This window comes from Streptomyces sp. NPDC039480, from assembly GCF_055597165.1.
This window is the reverse complement of the sequence record NZ_JBVITX010000005.1, coordinates 576,967-595,571: the sequence shown is the minus strand read 5'-3', so window position 1 is coordinate 595,571 and position 18,605 is coordinate 576,967. Positions and strand designations below refer to the sequence as shown.

Below are 18,605 nucleotides of genomic sequence, written 5' to 3'. Positions count from 1 at the left end.
TGACCCGCCGCCTCACCGGCGAAAGCACCCTGAACTGGCGCGGAACCTAACCCGGGATCAAACACACCTCACAGGGCGAAACACTCAGTCAGGGCCCCCTCCCCGCCGAGGCACCCCATGCCCCTACTCTCGGAGGCATGGAGAACGTACTGCGTCCGTTGATCGTGATCGGCGGCTCGGTCGTGCTCACAGTGCTGGTCGGCTGGCTGGTCGACTTCGCTATGCGCCGGGCCGACGAACGGCATCACGAGACCCCGCTGTGGGGTCTGCTGCGCCGCTGCCGTGTCCCCTTCCACGTCGTCCTGTGCGCCGCCCTGCTGAGAGGCACCTACGGCCACGCCGAGCTCGCCAGGGACCACTCGGCGGCCATCGGGCGGATCCTGTCCCTCGTGCTCATCGGCTCCACGGCCTGGCTGGTCGTGCGGATCGCCGCGGCGATAGTCGAGTCCACGTACGCGCGCTACGCCGCGGTCCACCGCGACCCGGCCCGGGTCCGCAGGGTCCGTACGCAGGTGACGCTGATCCAGCGGGTGGTCACCGCGATCGTCGCCGTGGTGGCGACCGCCGCGATGCTGCTGACCTTCCCCGCCATGCAGGCCGCGGGCACCTCCCTGCTGGCCTCCGCGGGCATCCTCGGCATCGTCGCCGGTGTCGCCGCCCAGTCCACCCTCGGCAACCTCTTCGCGGGCCTGCAGATCGCCTTCGGCGACATGGTGCGCATAGGGGACACCGTCGTGGTGGAGGGCGAGTGGGGCACCGTTGAGGAGATCACCCTGACGTTCCTCGCGGTGCGCACCTGGGACGAGCGCCGGATCACCATGCCCGTGTCGTACTTCACGTCTAGGCCCTTCGAGAACTGGTCGCGGGGCGGTGCGCAGATGACCGGCACGGTCTTCTTCCACCTGGACCACTCGGCGCCGGTCCACAAGATGCGCGCGAAACTCCAGGACATCCTGCGGGACTGCGCGGCGTGGGACGGCCGGGACTGGGGGCTCGCCGTCACGGACACGACGCCGAGCACCATGCAGGTCCGCGCCCTGGTCACCGCGAAGGACGCGGACGACATCTGGACCGTGCGCGTCATGGTGCGCGAGCAGCTCATCCAGTGGCTCACCGAGCACCATCCGTACGCGCTGCCGCGGATCAACACGGCCCCCGCGGAGCAGACCCCGAACGGCCGCCGCCCGCTCCACCTCGCGCCGAAGTCCCCGCGCACCGGCCGCGGCTAGACCCGCACAGGCGGTCAGCGCAGGCTGCGTACGTCGAGGTGGTGCAGGACCCGGTCGACGACCTCAGGGTCGGCTCCGGCCTCGCTGCGCGCGGCGAGCACCTCGTGGCGGGCGGCCGACATCATCTCGCGCTGGATGCGCTGGACCGCCTTCAGCCGGTCGAACCGCTTGGCGTACCGCTCGCGCCGCTCGTCGTCGAGCAGGTCGGGGCTGATCCTGGTGCCGATGTCGAGGGCGCCCCGCTGGAGCCGCTCGGTGACATCGTCGGGGAGCTCCTCGACCTCCTGGATCTCCTTGAGGCGGCGCTTGGCGGCCTTGGCGGCGCGGAGCGCGAGCGTCCGCTCCAGCTCGCGCTCCGCGTCGGCGTCGGCGCGCACCCCGAGCTTCCGCACCAGCCAGGGCAGGGTGAGCCCCTGGACGACGAGGGTCGCCATGATCACGCAGAACGCGATGAAGATGATCTCGTCGCGGGCGGGGAACGGGCTGCCGTCGTCCGTCTTGAGCGGAATGGCGAGCGCCAGCGCGACGGATGCCACGCCCCGCATCCCCGACCACCACATGACGACGGTCTCCCGCCAGGTGGTCGGGATCTCCTCGTCGACGTCGCGCCGCTTGTGCAGCCGCTTGGCCAGCCAAGTCGCGGGCAGCAGCCACAGCAGTCGTACGCCGACGACGACCGCGACGACCGCCGCGCCCCAGCCGAACATGTGCCACTCGCGGTCGTTCGCGATGCCGAAGACGTTGTGCAGTTCGAGGCCGATGAGTCCGAAGGCGATGCCGGTGACCAGGGTGTCGACGATCTGCCAGAAGGTCTGCCCGGTGATGCGGCCCAGCACGTCGTCGGCGTCGACGGCGTTCTCGGCGAGGTAGAGCGCGGTGGTGAGGACGGCGAGCACGCCGGAGCCGAGCAGTTCCTCGGCGAGGACGTAGCTGACGAACGGCACGAGGAGCGTCAGGCCGGTCTGCAGGGTGGCGTCACCGAGCAGTCCCATGAGCTTGTTGGTCAGCCAGCCGAGCACGAGACCGACGACGACGGCGACCACGGCCGAGAGCACCAGGAGCCCCGCGGCGGAGGGCCAGGAGAAGGTGCCGCTCACCGCCGCCGCGATCGCCACGTGGTAGAGCACGATCGCAGTGACGTCGTTGAAGAGCCCCTCGCCCTCCAGGATCGACACGAGCCGACGCGGCAGCCCGAGCGACCCGGCGACCGCGGTCGCGGCCACGGGGTCGGGCGGCGCGACGAGCGCCCCGAGCGCCACGGCCGCCGCGATCGGCAGCCCCGGCACGATGGAGTTGGCCATCGCGGCGACGGCCGCCGTCGTCACGAACACGAGTGCCACGGCGAGCAGGAGGATCGGCCGGATGTTGGCGGTGAACTGCCGCCAGGACGTGCGCTGCACGGAGGCGTAGAGCAGCGGCGGGAGCACCAGCGGAAGGATGTAGTCCGGCGGGATCTCGACGTTGGGCACGAACGGCAGCAGGGCCATGCCGATGCCCACCAGCGTCATGAGGACGGGCGCCGGCAGCCCGAGCCGGTCCCCCAGGGGCACGGTGAGCACAGCACCGAGCAGCAAGATGAGCACCAGTGCCAGTTGATCCACGGGTGTGCCCTCCGGCGGTCGAGGCTTGGACGATCAAGACCTCAACCCTGCCACGCATTCCCCCGCAACCGGACCAATGCCCCGCATCGGCCCTTTCGCGGCGACGGCGGCGCTAGCGGGTCAGCGACTTGCGCATCGCGCGGTGCGGGATGCCCGCGTCGGGGAACTCCGGACCATATGCCTCGTACCCGAGGCGTTCGTAGAAACCCAGCGCCTGCGTCTGCGCGTGCAGGTCCACCGCTGTCAGGCCACGCGCGCGTGCCGCGTCCTCGATGGCCGCGACCAGGGACGCCCCCACACCGAGCCCGCGCGCGGACCGCGTCACGGCGAGCCGGCCGAGCGCGCCCACTCCGGCCGCGCCGCCGTTCTTCGCCGCGGCGGCGGCCCCGGTCAGGAGCCGTCCCGTGCCGAGTGGAACGCCGTCCTCGCGCACGGCCAGGACGTGCACGGCGTCGGCGTCGTACGCGTCGTACTCCAGCTCTTCGGGCACCTGCTGCTCGGCCACGAAGACGTCCTTGCGGACCGCGAAGCAGGCCTCCAGGTCGTCCGCGTCCCGGGCGACCCGGACCGTCACACCGGTCACGCGCTCTCCGCCCGCACCCGGTCGAGCGCCAGCTGGAGGTCGTCGGGATAGCCGCTCTCGTACTCCACCCACTGGCCGTCGCCCGGGTGCTCGAAGCCGAGCCGGACGGCGTGCAGCCACTGGCGCGTGAGGCCGAGGCGCTTGCCGAGCGTGGGGTCCGCGCCGTACGTCAGGTCGCCCACGCAGGGGTGCCGGTGGGCCGACATGTGCACGCGGATCTGGTGCGTGCGGCCGGTCTCCAGCTTGATGTCGAGCAGGGAGGCCGCGCGGAACGCCTCGATGAGGTCGTAGTGCGTGACGGAGGGCTTGCCCTCGGCGGTGACCGCCCACTTGTAGTCGTGGTTCGGGTGGCGGCCGATGGGGGCGTCGATGGTGCCGCTCATCGGGTCGGGGTGGCCCTGCACCAGCGCGTTGTACCGCTTGTCGACCGTGCGCTCCTTGAACTGGCGCTTCAGCGAGGTGTACGCGCGCTCCGACTTGGCGACGACCATCAGGCCCGACGTGCCGACGTCCAGGCGGTGCACGATGCCCTGGCGCTCGGCGGCGCCGGAGGTCGAGATGCGGTAACCGGCCGCCGCGAGGCCGCCGATCACGGTCGTCCCCGTCCAGCCCGGGCTCGGGTGCGCGGCCACGCCGACCGGCTTGACGATCACGACGATGTCGTCGTCGTCATGCACGATCTCCATGCCCTCGACGGGCTCGGCGACGATCTGCACCGGAGCGGGCGCCTGCGGCATCTCCACTTCCAGCCAGGCGCCGCCGTGCACCCGCTCGGACTTGCCGACCACCGAGCCGTCGACCGAGACCTTCCCCGCCGCGGCGAGCTCGGCGGCCTTCGTACGGGAGAACCCGAACATGCGCGAGATGGCGGCGTCGACGCGCTCGCCCTCCAGGCCGTCCGGCACGGGCAGGGTACGGATCTCGGGAATCGTGCTCACCCATTGAGTATGCAGGAGCGCACCGACACTCCCGCACCACAGGGCACCCCGGGGGGCTCCCCCGGGGACTCGCGCGGGGCCTCAGTCCTTGTGGACGGTGCCGTCCGGGTCGAGGCCGCGGAAGGACAGCAGCACGATCAGGATGCCGCCGCAGACGATCGCCGAGTCCGCGAGGTTGAAGACCGCGAAGCCCTTCGGGGCGATGAAGTCGACGACCGCGCCCTCGAAGACGCCGGGCGAGCGGAAGAGGCGGTCGGTGAGGTTGCCGAGCGCGCCGCCGAGCAGCAGGCCGAGCGCGATCGCCCACGGCAGGCTGTACAGCTTGCGGGCGAGCCGGGCGATCACCACGATGACCGCCGCGGCGATGCAGGTGAAGATCACGGTGAAGGCCTCGCCGAAGCCGAAGGCCGCGCCCGCGTTCCGGATGGCGGAGAGGCGCAGCCAGTCGCCGATCAGCTCGATCGAGTCGTGGTGCTCCAGCTTCGCCACCACGATCATCTTGCTGATCAGGTCGAGCGCGTACGCGACGACGGCCACCCCGAACAGCACGGCGATCTTGCGCTTGCCCCTGCCGCCGGTCCCGGCCTCGTCCTGCTGCCCGTCCCGACCGTCCGCCGCCGTCTCCTCGGGCTCCGAACCGGACTGCTCCGACTCGTCCCCGGCCGCCTCAGGGATGTCCGGCGTACCGATGATGCGCTCCGCCTCTGCCACGTGAGTCCCTCAACCTAGGTACCTGACTGGGGACGAGGGTACGGCACAGGCGTACGGTTCCCGGTGCCCAGGCCGCCCTCAGGAGCGCCGCTCCTGCTTCTGCTTGCACTCGACGCACAGCGTCGCGCGCGGGAAGGCCTGCATCCGCGCCTTGCCGATCGCGTTGCCGCAGTTCTCGCAGAGGCCGTACGTCCCCGCGTCGAGGCGTTCCAGGGCGCGCTCGGTCTGCTCCAGCATCTCGCGCGCGTTGGCGGCCAGCGACATCTCGTGCTCCCGCGTGATGTTCTTCGTGCCGGTGTCCGCCTCGTCGTCGCCCGCCCCGTCGCCGGAGTCCCGCATCAGCCCCGCCAGCGCGTCCTCGGAGGACGCGATCTCGCTGCGCAGCCGCAGCGACTCGCTCTGGAGCTCCGTGCGGGCCTCCGCGACCTCCGCCGGAGTCCAGGGATCCTCACCGGGGCGTACCGCCAGCTCGCCGGGCCCCACCGCGGCGGCCCGCGCCTTCGGCACCGCCTGGGGCGCCGCCGCGGGCTGCTTCGCCGCTGTCGCCGTGCCCGGAGTCTTCTTCGCAACCACCGTCGTGGCTCCCGTCGTCTCCGCGGCCTCAGCCGCACCTTCGGCCGCGGACGCGGCCGTTCCGTTGTCCGTGCCCTGCTGAGCCGTGCTCTTCTTGGCGGTCTTCCCGGCCGCGGTCTTCTTCGCCGCTGTCTTCTTCGCCGCTGTCTTCTTCGCCGCTGTCTTCTTTGCTGCGGTCTTCTTGGCCGCGCTCTTCTTGGGGGAGCTTTTTGCCGCCGGGGGATCCGCCGGATGCTCCGCCGGGTGCTCCTTGGCAGCGCTCTCAGGGGCCGCCTCGGCACCAGCCTCCATGGCTTCCCCGGCCTTGACCGGACCCGGAGCCTTCTTGACCGGGGCTTTCTTCGCCGGAGCCTTCTTGGCCGGCTCCCCCATCACCGCCCTCTTCGCCACCGCCTTCTTTGCGGCGACCTTCTTCGCCACCGCCTTCTTCACCGCGGCCTTCTTCCCCGTCACCGTCCCTTCGGCGTCGGACGCCGCCCCCGCGTCGGTGGATCTGCCGGACGCCGACTGCTGTACGGCGGTCTTCTTCGCCACCATGGCCGCGGCCCCTTCACATATTGTGATCTTGCTCGCGAATCGTGCTGGGACGATAAATCGACTCCAGGCCCGCGGCAACGGGGCACGCCGCCCGATTCGCCCGCCCCACGGGTGCCGCACGGCGAGTCTGCATGCGTTGTGCCCAACTCCCCGGCGGGTAATCCGCCGGTGGGTGCCCGCCCGGATCCGCCCGTCCCGCATGTCGCCATTCGGGTCAGTCGTCCCCTCCTCCCCCACCCGTCCCGGGGCTCCCGGAAAACCGGTCGGCCACCCCGCACCGGGCGCCGTACACTGGGCGGCAGCGAGAAGCGTGGATGGGGACGAGTAGCGGCGTACGCAGCCATGAGCGACCCGGGGACGGTGTGAGCCCGGGGGCCAGCGCGACGTGAAGATCACCCCGGAGCCGCCGGAAGAAAGCCGAGGCACCCCAGCCGAGGCGAGTAGACCCGGTTTCGCGACCCCAATGAGGGGGCTCACCGGCACGGACCCCGTTCCGGAGGGCCAAGGAGGGTGGTACCGCGGGAGCGCGCCGCACCAGGCGCACACGGCTCTCGTCCCTCCGACGGAAGGCAGCACATCCGCCGGAGGACTTCGTTGAATACGCCGCCGCAGTACCGTCAGGTGCCCGCCCAGGTCGACCTGCCCGCCCTCGAGCACGCCGTGCTCGACTTCTGGCAAGAGCAGAAGATCTTCGCCAAGAGCCTCGAGCAGTCCGAGGGCCGCCCCGAGTGGGTGTTCTACGAGGGCCCGCCGACCGCCAACGGCATGCCGGGCGCCCATCACATCGAGGCCCGCGTCTTCAAGGACGTCTTCCCGCGCTTCCGCACCATGCGGGGCTATCACGTGGCCCGCAAGGCCGGCTGGGACTGCCACGGCCTCCCGGTGGAGCTCGCCGTCGAGAAGGAGCTCGGGTTCAACGGTAAGAAGGACATCGAGGCGTACGGCATCGCCGAGTTCAACGCCAAGTGCCGCGAGTCCGTGACCCGGCACACCGACGCCTTCGCCGAGCTCACGACCCGCATGGGGTACTGGGTCGACCTCGACGACGCGTACCGCACGATGAACCCGGAGTACGTCGACTCGGTCTGGTGGTCCCTGAAGGAGATCTTCAACAAGGACCTCCTCGTCCAGGACCACCGCGTCGCCCCCTGGTGCCCCCGCTGCGGCACGGGCCTGTCCGACCACGAGCTCGCGCAGGGCTACGAGACGGTCGTCGACCCGTCCGTCTACGTCCGTTTCCCCCTCACCTCCGGTCCCCTCGCGGGCGAGGCCGCCCTCCTGGTCTGGACGACGACCCCCTGGACCCTCGTCTCCAACACCGCCGTCGCCGCGCACCCCGACGTCACGTACGTCGTCGCGACGAAGGGCTCAGAGAATCCCGAGAAGCTGGTCGTGGCCCAGCCGCTCGTCGAGAAGGCCCTCGGCGAGGGCTGGGAGACCACCGGCGAGACCTTCACCGGCGCCGAGATGGAGCGCTGGACCTACCAACGTCCCTTCGACCTGGTCGAGTTCCCGGCTCCGGCGCACTACATCGTCAACGCCGAGTACGTGACGACAGAGGACGGCACCGGCCTCGTCCACCAGTCCCCCGCCTTCGGTGAGGACGACCTCAAGGTCTGCCGGTCGTACGGCCTGCCGGTCGTCAACCCGGTCCGCCCGGACGGCACCTTCGAAGAGGACGTCCCCCTGGTGGGCGGCGTCTTCTTCAAGAAGGCGGACGAGAGCCTCACGAAGGACCTGGCCGACCGCGGCCTGCTCTTCAAGCACATCGCGTACGAGCACAGCTACCCGCACTGCTGGCGCTGCCACACGGCGCTGCTGTACTACGCGCAGCCGTCCTGGTACATCCGCACCACCGCCATCAAGGACCGCCTCCTCCAGGAGAACGAGAAGACCAACTGGTTCCCCGACTCGGTCAAGCACGGCCGCTTCGGCGACTGGCTGACCAACAACGTCGACTGGGCGCTGTCCCGCAACCGCTACTGGGGCACCCCGCTGCCCATCTGGCGCTGCGAGGAGGACCACCTCACCTGTGTCGGCTCCCGCGCCGAGCTCTCCGACCTGACGGGCACCGACCAGTCCTCCCTGGACCCGCACCGCCCCTTCATCGACGAGATCACCTTCACGTGCCCCCAGGAGGGCTGCTCCAGTACGGCCACGCGCGTGCCGGAGGTCATCGACGCCTGGTACGACTCGGGCTCGATGCCGTTCGCCCAGTGGGGATACCCGTACAAGAACAAGGAGCTCTTCGAGAGCCGGTACCCGGCGCAGTTCATCTCGGAGGCCATCGACCAGACCCGCGGCTGGTTCTACACGCTGATGGCGGTCGGCACCCTGGTCTTCGACAAGTCCTCGTACGAGAACGTGGTCTGCCTCGGCCACATCCTCGCCGAGGACGGCCGCAAGATGTCCAAGCACCTGGGCAACATCCTCCAGCCCATCCCGCTCATGGACCAGCACGGCGCCGACGCGGTCCGCTGGTTCATGGCGGCCGGCGGCTCCCCCTGGGCGGCCCGCCGCGTCGGCCACGGCACCATCCAGGAAGTCGTCCGCAAGACCCTCCTCACGTACTGGAACACGGTCGCCTTCCAGGCGCTCTACGCCCGTACGTCGAAGTGGGCCCCCAGCGACGCCGACCCGGCGCCCGCCGACCGCCCGCTCCTGGACCGCTGGCTGCTCAGCGAGCTGCACGCGCTGACCGACCAGGTCACCCAGGCCCTGGAGGGCTACGACACCCAGCGCGCCGGCAAGCTGCTCTCCGTCTTCGTCGACAACCTCTCGAACTGGTACGTGCGCCGCTCCCGCCGCCGCTTCTGGCAGGGTGACAAGGCGGCCCTGCGCACCCTGCACGAGGTCGTCGAGACGGTCACGCGCCTGATGGCCCCGCTGACCCCGTTCATCACGGAGCGTGTCTGGCAGGACCTGATCGTGCCGGTCAGCCCCGACGCCCCGGAGTCGGTGCACCTCTCCTCCTGGCCGGAGGCGGACCTCTCCGCCATCGACCCGGAGCTGTCGCAGCAGATGGTGCTCGTGCGCCGGCTCGTCGAGCTCGGCCGCGCCACGCGCGCGGAGTCCGGCGTCAAGACCCGTCAGCCGCTGTCCCGCGCGCTGATCGCGGCCACGGGCTTCGAGTCGCTCAACCCCGAGCTGCACGCCCAGATCACCGAGGAGCTCAACGTCTCCTCGCTGGCGTCGCTCTCCGAAGTCGGCGGTTCACTGGTCGACACCACGGCCAAGGCCAACTTCCGGGCGCTCGGCAAGCGGTTCGGCAAGGGCGTCCAGGCGGTCGCCAAGGCCGTCGCCGACGCGGACGCGGCCGCGCTGTCGCTGGCCCTGCGCGAGGGCACGGCGTCGGTCGAGGTCGACGGCGAGACGGTGACGCTGGCCCCCGACGAGGTCATCATCACGGAGACCCCGCGCGAGGGCTGGTCGGTGGCGTCCGAGTCCGGCGCCACGGTCGCCCTGGACCTGGAGATCACCGAGGAGCTGCGCCGCGCCGGCCTGGCCCGTGACGCGATCCGCCTGATCCAGGAGGCCCGCAAGAACAGCGGCCTGGACGTCGCCGACCGGATCGCCCTGCGGTGGACCTCCGCGGACCCGGCGGTGGAGACGGCCCTGTCGGAGCACGCCGAGCTCATCGCGGACGAGGTCCTCGCGACCGACTTCGCCCGGGGTGAGGCGGACGACACGTTCGGACAGCCGTTCACGGATGACTCCCTGAAGCTGACCTTCCGCCTCCGCAAGGCGTAAGCGCTCGTACGAAGGCCCGGTCCCGCCGAGATCATCGGCGGGACCGGGCCTTTCGCATGGGGACCGAGCCGACACCAGGCCAGCCGCACCAGCACGACAAAGGGCCGGGCCCCCGGAATATCCGGGGGCCCGGCCCTGAACGCTGCCGACGCCTAAGGCGTGGTCACGCCCGTCAGTTGTCGTCCTCGTCGATGAGGAAGCCACGCATCGGCGACGGAGCCTGCTGCATCGGCTGCTGGCCCTGCGGCCGCACCGGCGCCATCGGCTGGGTCATCGCCGGGGACATCTGCTGCTGGCTGCCGTAGGACGGGCCGCCGTTCTGCTGGTTGCCACCGCCCATCGACTGGTTGCCGCCGTAGGACGGGGCACCCGCACCGGCCGGAGCCATCGACGGCGCCGGGGACGGCGGCAGCGAGGCGGTGGCCGGCGTACGCGGCGGGGCCAGCGAGTCGTCGGCCTGGGTCTCCAGCTGGCGCAGCTGCGACTCCAGGTAGGACTTCAGACGCGTGCGGTACTCGCGCTCGAAGCCGCGCAGGTCCTCGACCTTGCGCTCCAGCGTGGCGCGAGCGGACTCCAGGGAGCCCATCGCGACGCGGTGCTTCTCCTGCGCGTCCCGCTCCAGGGCGTCGGCCTTGGCACGGGCGTCACGCTCGAGGCCCTCGGCGCGCGAGCGCGCCTCGCCGACGATCTTGTTGGCCTCGGAACGGGCCTCCGCGATCGCCTGGTCGGCGGTCTGCTGCGCCAGGGAGAGCACCCGGGCGGCGCTGTCGCCACCGGGGCCCTGACCGGGCTGCGGCATCTGCGGACCGTGACCGCCCATGGGGCCACCCATGGGACCGCCCATCGGACCCTGACCCATCGGGCCGGGACCCTGCGGACCGCCCTGCGGGCCGTGCCCCTGGCCGTGGCCGCTGGGACCTGCGGGCAGCTGCGGTGCGCCACCGGGCAGCTGCGGCGGGCCGCCCATGGGGCCACCCATCTGCTGCTGCTGATGCTGCTGCGGCGGCACCGGCTGCGGACCTGATATTGCGGCGGGCACGGGGGCGCCGGGACCGCGCTGGTCCTGCGGCCCGTCGGGGCCCTTGCGCATACCGCCCTGCTGCTGGTTCTGCGCGGCGGCGCGGGTGGCCGCGGCGAGCTTGGCGCGCAGGTCCTCGTTCTCGCGGAGGAGTCGCGTCAGTTCGGCTTCGACCTCATCGAGGAAGGCATCGACCTCGTCCTCGTCATAGCCTTCTCGGAGGCGGACGGTCGTGAACTGTTTGTTCCGCACGTCCTCGGGGGTCAACGGCATCTCTTCACCTCAACGTAGTCGTCGGCATTCGGCAAGACCGTATTAGACATCGCGCTCACAGCTGACTCACGATGTGGATCAGGATGTAGACGATGATCATCAGTACGAAGAAGGACAGGTCGAGCGCCACGCCCCCGAGACGCAGCGGCGGAATGAACCGCCGCAAGAGCTTGAGCGGTGGATCAGTGACAGTGTAGGTGGCCTCCAGAACGACCACCATCGGCTTGCCGGGTTGCCATGAGCGGGCGAACTGGAAGACGTAGTCCATGACGAGCCGGAAGATCAGCACGATGAGGAAGCACATCAGCGCGATGTAAAGCACCTGCACGACCACGCTCATGTTCGCGGTTCCCTCTCCCCTGTTACTCGTACTTCGTCGTTCCGGTACTGCGTCTACGGCAACTACTGCATCACTGCGTCTCAGCTCTGGTTGAAGAACCCGCCCTCTGCGATGCGAGCCTTGTCCTCCGCCGTTACATCGACGTTAGCAGGCGACAACAGGAACACCTTCTGCGTCACTCGTTCAATGCTGCCATGCAGGCCGAAGACCAGACCGGCCGCAAAGTCGACAAGTCGCTTCGCGTCCGTGTCGTCCATCTCGGTCAGATTCATGATCACCGGGGTGCCCTCACGGAAGTGTTCCCCGATGGTACGGGCCTCGTTGTAGGTCCGGGGGTGCAATGTGGTGATGCGGTAGGGCTCCCGCTCGGACACGACCTTGGGCATGATCACCGGTGCGTTCTTCTCCAGGCTCTGGCGTTCAGGTGTGATGGATGCCACGGGGGCGATTCGCGCCGGACGTCCGGATTCCGCGGATGGCGAAGCGGAATGGGCCGCCGGCTCGCGCGGGGCGGGCGGCTGCACCACTCGTACCGATTCGTCCCGTTGTGACTGATGGGACTGGTGCGACTGATGCGATGGTTCGTGCCTCCTGCGGTCGCGCTCGGGCTCCGGCTCGGGTTCGAACTCGTCATCGGGGTCGAACCCCGGACCGTCGTACCCATCGTCCTCCACGAGGCCGAGGTAGACCGCCATCTTGCGCATCGCGCCGGCCATGCTCTGAGTCCTCCGCTCTGTGGTGGATCGGCTGTCGTCGTCAACTGCCCGCGATCCACGAGGTATCCCCGCCCAACAGCGAGAATGACCATATTTTCTGCTGTGGTCCGACTTCTTGGCGACGTTACCCGAGCCCGGGTCGGACTCCGAGTACCGCCGTACCGACGCGCACATGTGTCGCCCCGGCCGCCACAGCCTGTTCGAGGTCCGCACTCATCCCTGCCGACACCATGTTCGCAGCAGGATGAGCCGCGCGCATGAGGGTTGAGAATTCCATCAACCGCTCGAACGCCGCCTGTTGCCGTCCCGCGTACGGCCCGGTCAGCGGCGCCACGGTCATCAGACCATCGAGCCGCAGCCCCGGCGCCCCCGCCACGAGGTCGGCCAACTCTTCGATTCCGCCGGGCCCCACGCCCCCTCGCTCGCCCCGGCCGTTCTCCTCGGCGTCGAGCGCGACCTGGATCAGGCAGCCGATCTCGCGCTCCGCGCGCACCGCGGCCGTCGAGAGAGCTGTGACGAGCTTGGGACGATCCACGGACTGCACCACATCGGCATATCCGGTCACGGAACGGACTTTATTGGTCTGCAGCTGACCGACGAAGTGCCATGTGAGAGGCAGGTCCGCGCTCTCGGCCGCCTTCGGCGCCGCGTCCTGGTCGCGGTTCTCCGCGACGTGCCGCACACCGAGTTCGGAGAGAATCCGCACATCGCTCGCCGGATAGGTCTTCGTGACCACGATCAGGGTCACTTCTTCCCGCTTGCGCCCGGCCGCCGCGCACGCCGCGGCGATGCGCTCCTCGACCTTCGCCAGATTTGCGGCGAGTTGAGTCTTACGCTCCGTCATGCCCTATCAGTCCAGCCAGACATAGCCCGCGAGGCGACCGGTGGTCCGGTCGCGGCGGTACGAGAAATGGTCACCGGATTCCAGGGTGCACACCGGCGACTGCTCCCGGTCGCACACCCCCAGCCGCTCCAGTTGGGCGTGCACCCCCGCGGTCACGTCGACCGCCGGCGTACCCCAACTCGTCCCGGCGTGCGCCGCGGGCTCGACGGCGGCGACTTCGGCGCGCATCGCCTCCGGCACTTCGTAGCAACGCCCGCAGACGGCCGGGCCGGTGCGGGCGACGATCCGCCCGGGCTCCGCGCCGAGCTCCACCATGGCCTCGACCGTGGCGGGCACGACTCCCGCCACCATGCCGGGGCGGCCCGCGTGCGCCGCGGCCGCGACCCCGGCCACCGGATCGGCGAGCAGGACGGGCGTGCAGTCCGCGGTGAGGACGGCGAGGGCGAGGCCCCTGCGGGCGGTCACCACCGCGTCGACGGCCGGGATCTCGGCGTCGGACGCCCAGGGCCCTTCGACCACGGCGACATCGCGGCCGTGCACCTGGTTCATCCAGACGACCAGGGTCGGGTCGAGGTCGAGGGACTTGGCGGCCAGCGCGCGATTGGTGCGCACGGCCTCGGGGTCGTCGCCGACCGCGCCGCCGAGGTTGAGCTCTTCGTACGGAACGGCGCTCACCCCGCCCCACCTGTCGGTGAAGGCGAAGTGCGCGCCGCTCACGGTGCTGTGCTTGCTTATCACTTCGAGAAGTCCGGTATCACTTCAGGAAGTCCGGCACGTCCAGCTCTTCGGCCTGGCTGTCCTGGTAGGGACGGGCCGGCGGGACCTGCGGCGGGGCCGTCGGCGCGGACGGGGCCTCGCTCACCGGGGCCGGCTCCGCGGGCTCCGGGGTCGAGGGCTCGTCGCGCGGGGTGACGCTGCCGAGGCCGCCGAAGGCCGGGCGGGACGATTCCGCAGGGCGGGTCGGTGCGGAGGACGGTGCGGGCTCCTCGCGCTTGGGGGTGCCCGAGGACGCCGAGCCGAGGACGTTGTCCCGCTTGGACGGTGGCTGCCCGCCGTCGAAGCCCGCCGCGATGACGGTGACCCTGACCTCGTCGCCGAGCGCGTCGTCGATGACCGCGCCGAAGATGATGTTGGCCTCGGGGTGCGCGGCCTCGCTGACCAGCTGGGCCGCTTCGTTGATCTCGAAGAGGCCGAGGTCCGAGCCGCCGGAGATGGAGAGCAGCACGCCGCGGGCGCCGTCGATGGACGCCTCCAGGAGCGGCGAGGAGATCGCCATCTCGGCGGCGGCCACCGCGCGGTCGTCGCCGCGGGCCGAGCCGATGCCCATGAGCGCCGAACCCGCCTCGGACATGACCGACTTGACGTCGGCGAAGTCGAGGTTGATCAGGCCGGGCGTGGTGATGAGGTCGGTGATGCCCTGGACACCGGAGAGCAGGACCTGGTCCGCCGACTTGAACGCGTCGAGGACGGAGACCTGACGGTCCGAGATGGACAGCAGCCGGTCGTTGGGGATGACGATGAGGGTGTCGACCTCTTCGCGCAGCTCCGCGATGCCGTCCTCGGCCTGGTTGGCGCGGCGGCGGCCCTCGAAGGTGAACGGCCGGGTGACCACACCGATGGTGAGGGCGCCGAGCGAGCGCGCGATGTTGGCGACGACGGGTGCGCCGCCGGTGCCGGTGCCACCGCCTTCGCCGGCGGTGACGAAGACCATGTCGGCCCCCTTGAGGACCTCCTCGATCTCCTCGCGGTGGTCCTCTGCGGCCTTGCGGCCGACGGCCGGGTTGGCGCCGGCGCCGAGGCCGCGGGTGAGTTCACGGCCGACGTCGAGCTTGACGTCGGCGTCGCTCATCAACAGGGCTTGCGCGTCGGTGTTGATGGCGATGAACTCGACGCCCTTGAGACCGACCTCGATCATCCGGTTGATGGCATTGACACCACCGCCGCCGACACCGATGACTTTGATGACTGCGAGGTAGTTCTGCGGTGCTGCCACGTCGAAGGCCTCTCGCCTCGAGTTACGTGTCGCCGTTTCGCATCGATGCGATGCGGCGACTGATGCCGAATGGGACGGTCCGAACGCCGACCCGAACCCTAACGCTGAAGTTTAGGGTTACCAGTGTGTCTGTTCCTTGGACTCTTCCGAACAGGACACTAAGTCGACAAGTGGCGCACGTTCAACGAACACGCCGAACCTCCCGTTTTTCTTTTCACCCTATGTGATCAGCCGTAGCGCTGCCGAATCAGGGTGCTGGCCTGCGACGATATGCGTCAACTCCCCGCTGACGCAGGGGCGGTGGGGACGCTCACATCGAAGTGCCGTGCCTTGGGAGCCGCTTTCATCAGCGCGACGAGGGTAGTGGCCTTGGATCGGCCCTTCTCGCCACTGCCCCAGTCGACGGTGCGCCCGCCGCTCAACTCCAGCGCGATGGAGTCGTACGAGCGGACCTTGAGGCTCCGGGTGTCGCGGGCCACCGCTTCGGGCAGGTCACCGGCGACCCGCACCGCCTCCCGCAGCAGCCGGTCGGTGCCGAACCGGCGCAGGCTGGCCGCCCCGCTCTCCCGGTCCAGCGCCAATTCGAGCTCCGGCACCCCCTTCGGTGCGCGCTCGACCGTGGCGAATCGCACTCCCTTGGCGTCCACTTCGACGAACTTTCCGCCCTTTTCGAGAAGGAGAACCGGCTTGCGTTCCGTCACTTTGAGTCCGATTCCGTGCGGCCAGGACCGGACGACGTCAACCGAGTCAATTCGGGGCAATTTTGAGCGCAGCCGCTCCTCGATGGCATCCGTGTCGACCGAAATCAGTGGTGTCCCGACGGGGGCGTCGGCCGCCTCCCGCACTTCCTCGGGCGTCAGGACGCCGGTTCCCGACGTCGTCACGCGCTCCAGGCGCAGCCACTGCGATCCGTAGAGCGCCCAGAGCCCGCCGCCGCCGAGCAGCACGGCGAGCACCAGTACGACGATCAGAGTGCGCGAACGCGGCAGCCGGGGACGGCGCGTGCGCTGCGGGCGGGGCGGGCCGGACTTCTTCTGCTGCCGTTCGGCGGTGGTCGGTCCGGCCACGGTCCCCTGCCTTCTCACGCGTTGCGGCGTGACGCAATCGCCTCGTACACCATGCCGACAAGGAGGTCGTCGGCGTCCCTGCGGCCGAACTCCGAGGCCGCGCGGGACATCTCGTACAGCCGGTGCGGGTCGGCCAGCACGGGCAGCACGTTGCCCTGGACCCACTCGGGCGTCAGTTCCGCGTCGTCGACGAGGAGTCCGCCGCCCGCCTTGACCACCGGCTGGGCGTTGAGCCGCTGTTCGCCGTTGCCGATCGGCAGCGGCACGTACGCGGCGGGGAGCCCGACGGCGGAGAGTTCGGCCACGGTCATCGCGCCCGCGCGGCAGAGCATCATGTCGGCCGCGGCGTACGCGAGGTCCATCCGGTCCACGTACGGTACCGGGATGTACGGGGGCATCCCCGGCATCTGGTGCACCTGCGGCAATTCGTTCTTCGGGCCGACCGCGTGCAGGATCTGGATGCCCGCGCGCTGGAGCACCGGGGCGACCTGCTGGACGACCTCGTTGAGCCGCCGGGCGCCCTGCGAGCCGCCCGAGACGAGCAGGGTCGGCAGGTTCGGGTCGAGACCGAAGGCGGCGCGCGCCTCCGGGCGGACCCGGGCCCGGTCGAGCGTCGCGATGGTGTGCCGCAACGGGATGCCGATGTAGCGGGAGTTGCGCAGCTTGCTGTCGGGGGTGGCGACGGCCACCCCGTGGGCGTACCGCGAACCGATCTTGTTGGCGAGGCCGGGGCGCGCGTTGGCCTCGTGCACGACGATCGGCGTCCCGGTCCGCTTGGCCGCGAGGTAGCCGGGCAGGGCGACATAGCCGCCGAAGCCGACGACGCAGTCCGCCTTGGTGCGCTCCAGGATCTGCTCGGCCGCCTTGATGGTGCCGCGCAGCCGCCCCGGGACGGTGATCAGTTCAGGGGTGGGCTTGCGCGGCAGCGGGACGGCCGGGATCAGCGCGAGTTCGTAGCCCCGCTCGGGTACGAGCCGGGTCTCGAGTCCACGCTCCGTGCCCAGGGCCGTGATGCCCACGGTCGGGTCCTGCCTCCGCAGGGCGTCCGCGAGGGCGAGCGCGGGCTCGATGTGGCCGGCGGTCCCCCCACCGGCGAGTACGACATGCACCGAAATTCACCGCTCTCCGGACGAACGCGCCTTGACGCGCCGTCGCATCGTGTTCCATCTCACCCGAGGTTGCCGCATGGCCAGGGCCGCCTTCGCCGCCGGGTCCGATCGCGCGAAGGCGATGAGGAGTCCGATGGCGAACATGGTCGGCAGCAGGGCCGAACCCCCGTACGAGAACAGCGGGAGCGGGACACCGGCGATCGGCAGCAGACCGAGCACCGCACCGACGTTGATCACGGCCTGCGCCGTGATCCAGGTGGTCACGCCTCCCGCGGCATACCTCACGAAGGGGTCCTCCGTGCGTCCGGCCACGCGGATACCCGCATAGCCTAGAGCCGCGAACAGGGCGAGCACCGACAGTGTCCCCGCCAGACCGAGTTCCTCCCCGGTGATGGCGAAGATGAAGTCGGTGTGCGGTTCAGGCAGTTGACCCCATTTTTCCACACTCGCGCCGAGTCCGGAACCGAAGAATCCGCCGGACGCCAGGGCGTAGATGCCGTGCACGGCCTGCCAGCACTGGTCGCCGGGGCCGGGGTCGGTGGCGCCGATGCACGCGAGCCTGGCCATGCGGTTGGGGCTGGTCTTGATGAGAATCACACCGAGCAGCGCCGCGATGCCGAGCACGCCGGCGAACAGCCGGGTGGGTGCGCCCGCGAGCCACAGCAGGCCGAAGAGGATCGCGGTGAGAATGATCGCGGTGCCCATGTCGCCGCCGAGCATGATGAGTCCGAGCAGCATGAAGGCGACCGGCACGAGCGGCACCAGCATGTGTTTCCACTGGGCGAGCAGCCGCTTGTCGTGTTTACGCGCCAGCAGGTCGGCGCCCCACAGGACCAGGGCGAGCTTGCCGAACTCACTGGGCTGGAGCTGGAACGGGCCGCCCAGGTAGATCCAGTTCTGGTTGCCGTTGACGCTGCGCCCTATCCCCGGGACCTGCACGAGGACCATCAGGAAGACGGTCACCGCGAGGATCGGGTAGGCGAGCGCCCGGTGCAGCTTGATGGGCATCCGCATGGCGACCAGGAGCAGGATCGCGCCGAGCACGGCCGCCACGAACTGCTTGCGGAAGAAGTACGAGGCGGGCAGGTCCAGCTGGAGCGCCTGGATCATCGAGGCGGAGTAGACCATCACCAGGCCTAGCCCGGTGAGCAGCAGGCTGCTGCCGAGGATGAGGTAGTAGGCGGTGAGCGGCCGGTCCCAGGCCCGGCGGAGCCTGTTCAGGAGCCGCCGGGGCCCGCTCTCGCCCGGAGGGTGGGAGGCACCTCTGGCGCGTACCGGAGCCGGTCGCTTGGCGACCCGCACGGATGACCTGGCCACGTTCCC

General features: G+C 70.2%; 16 protein-coding genes. 2 read left to right on the top strand and 14 right to left on the bottom strand.

The genetic code is table 11. The features are described from left to right. Positions 1–137: 137 nt before the first annotated feature. On the top strand, positions 138–1,229 hold the full coding sequence (locus tag ACZ56E_RS19600; RefSeq protein ID WP_471215640.1) for a mechanosensitive ion channel family protein: 1,092 nt from the start codon (positions 138–140) through the stop codon (positions 1,227–1,229). A gap of 14 nt (positions 1,230–1,243) precedes the next feature. Here the strand turns inward: ACZ56E_RS19600 and ACZ56E_RS19595 are convergent, their stop codons facing one another. The 5 genes from ACZ56E_RS19595 to ACZ56E_RS19575 all read right to left on the bottom strand — a co-directional run bounded on the left by ACZ56E_RS19595 (position 1,244) and on the right by ACZ56E_RS19575 (position 6,172). Further along, positions 1,244–2,830, bottom strand: coding sequence for a Na+/H+ antiporter (locus ACZ56E_RS19595; protein ID WP_468609876.1), 1,587 nt, complete (start codon positions 2,828–2,830; stop codon positions 1,244–1,246). A gap of 112 nt (positions 2,831–2,942) precedes the next feature. Beyond that, on the bottom strand, positions 2,943–3,413 hold the full coding sequence (locus ACZ56E_RS19590) for a GNAT family N-acetyltransferase (protein WP_468609878.1): 471 nt from the start codon (positions 3,411–3,413) through the stop codon (positions 2,943–2,945). Further along, positions 3,410–4,351, bottom strand: coding sequence for an RluA family pseudouridine synthase (locus ACZ56E_RS19585; RefSeq protein WP_365356524.1), 942 nt, complete (start codon positions 4,349–4,351; stop codon positions 3,410–3,412). Before ACZ56E_RS19585 ends, ACZ56E_RS19590 begins: the two co-directional genes overlap by 4 nt. Positions 4,352–4,432: 81 nt before the next feature. Then, the gene (gene lspA, locus ACZ56E_RS19580; protein ID WP_471215637.1) at positions 4,433–5,062 is read right to left on the bottom strand and encodes a signal peptidase II; all 630 of its coding nucleotides are present in this window, start codon (positions 5,060–5,062) and stop codon (positions 4,433–4,435) included. Positions 5,063–5,140: 78 nt separating this feature from the next. Further along, positions 5,141–6,172 carry a TraR/DksA family transcriptional regulator gene (locus ACZ56E_RS19575; protein WP_471215635.1) on the bottom strand — a complete coding sequence of 344 codons (1,032 nt, stop codon included), beginning with the start codon at positions 6,170–6,172 and terminating at the stop codon, positions 5,141–5,143. Between the two features lie 594 nt (positions 6,173–6,766). On the opposite strand from ACZ56E_RS19575, the gene ileS reads away from it, so the two are divergent. Then, positions 6,767–9,922 carry an isoleucine--tRNA ligase gene (ileS, locus tag ACZ56E_RS19570; RefSeq protein ID WP_471215633.1) on the top strand — a complete coding sequence of 1,052 codons (3,156 nt, stop codon included), beginning with the start codon at positions 6,767–6,769 and terminating at the stop codon, positions 9,920–9,922. Positions 9,923–10,094: 172 nt separating this feature from the next. Here the strand turns inward: ileS and ACZ56E_RS19565 are convergent, their stop codons facing one another. The 9 genes from ACZ56E_RS19565 to ftsW all read right to left on the bottom strand — a co-directional run bounded on the left by ACZ56E_RS19565 (position 10,095) and on the right by ftsW (position 18,599). Then, on the bottom strand, positions 10,095–11,213 hold the full coding sequence (locus ACZ56E_RS19565; protein ID WP_398307216.1) for a DivIVA domain-containing protein: 1,119 nt from the start codon (positions 11,211–11,213) through the stop codon (positions 10,095–10,097). A gap of 55 nt (positions 11,214–11,268) precedes the next feature. Then, positions 11,269–11,553, bottom strand: coding sequence for a YggT family protein (locus ACZ56E_RS19560; RefSeq protein WP_150166801.1), 285 nt, complete (start codon positions 11,551–11,553; stop codon positions 11,269–11,271). An 80-nt stretch (positions 11,554–11,633) separates the two neighbouring features. Continuing rightward, a complete protein-coding gene (locus tag ACZ56E_RS19555) occupies positions 11,634–12,269 on the bottom strand; it encodes a cell division protein SepF (protein ID WP_398307214.1) in 636 nt (211 codons plus the stop codon). A gap of 124 nt (positions 12,270–12,393) precedes the next feature. Next, positions 12,394–13,113, bottom strand: a complete 720-nt coding sequence (locus ACZ56E_RS19550) for a YggS family pyridoxal phosphate-dependent enzyme (protein WP_468609888.1) — start codon at positions 13,111–13,113, stop codon at positions 12,394–12,396. A 6-nt stretch (positions 13,114–13,119) separates the two neighbouring features. Next, positions 13,120–13,830, bottom strand: a complete 711-nt coding sequence (gene pgeF / locus ACZ56E_RS19545) for a peptidoglycan editing factor PgeF (protein WP_471215631.1) — start codon at positions 13,828–13,830, stop codon at positions 13,120–13,122. A 37-nt stretch (positions 13,831–13,867) separates the two neighbouring features. Continuing rightward, positions 13,868–15,106, bottom strand: a complete 1,239-nt coding sequence (gene ftsZ / locus ACZ56E_RS19540; protein ID WP_468609892.1) for a cell division protein FtsZ — start codon at positions 15,104–15,106, stop codon at positions 13,868–13,870. A gap of 275 nt (positions 15,107–15,381) precedes the next feature. Further along, complete coding sequence (locus ACZ56E_RS19535) at positions 15,382–16,173, bottom strand: cell division protein FtsQ/DivIB (protein WP_471215628.1); 792 nt, start codon at positions 16,171–16,173, stop codon at positions 15,382–15,384. Positions 16,174–16,187: 14 nt separating this feature from the next. Continuing rightward, complete coding sequence (gene murG, locus ACZ56E_RS19530; protein ID WP_362992424.1) at positions 16,188–17,282, bottom strand: undecaprenyldiphospho-muramoylpentapeptide beta-N-acetylglucosaminyltransferase; 1,095 nt, start codon at positions 17,280–17,282, stop codon at positions 16,188–16,190. Between the two features lie 6 nt (positions 17,283–17,288). Next, positions 17,289–18,599, bottom strand: a complete 1,311-nt coding sequence (gene ftsW, locus ACZ56E_RS19525; RefSeq protein ID WP_471215627.1) for a putative lipid II flippase FtsW — start codon at positions 18,597–18,599, stop codon at positions 17,289–17,291. Between the last annotated feature and the right edge of the window lie 6 nt (positions 18,600–18,605).

Excerpts from the sequence above, each read along its gene's own strand:
- ACZ56E_RS19560 (WP_150166801.1), bottom strand. The coding sequence starts at position 11,553 with ATGAGCGTGGTCGTGCAGGTGCTTTACATCGCGCTGATGTGCTTCCTC.
- ACZ56E_RS19575 (WP_471215635.1), bottom strand. The coding sequence starts at position 6,172 with ATGGTGGCGAAGAAGACCGCCGTACAGCAGTCGGCGTCCGGCAGATCC.
- ACZ56E_RS19600 (WP_471215640.1), top strand. The coding sequence starts at position 138 with ATGGAGAACGTACTGCGTCCGTTGATCGTGATCGGCGGCTCGGTCGTG.
- ACZ56E_RS19555 (WP_398307214.1), bottom strand. The coding sequence starts at position 12,269 with ATGGCCGGCGCGATGCGCAAGATGGCGGTCTACCTCGGCCTCGTGGAG.
- ACZ56E_RS19550 (WP_468609888.1), bottom strand. The coding sequence starts at position 13,113 with ATGACGGAGCGTAAGACTCAACTCGCCGCAAATCTGGCGAAGGTCGAG.
- ACZ56E_RS19565 (WP_398307216.1), bottom strand. The coding sequence starts at position 11,213 with ATGCCGTTGACCCCCGAGGACGTGCGGAACAAACAGTTCACGACCGTC.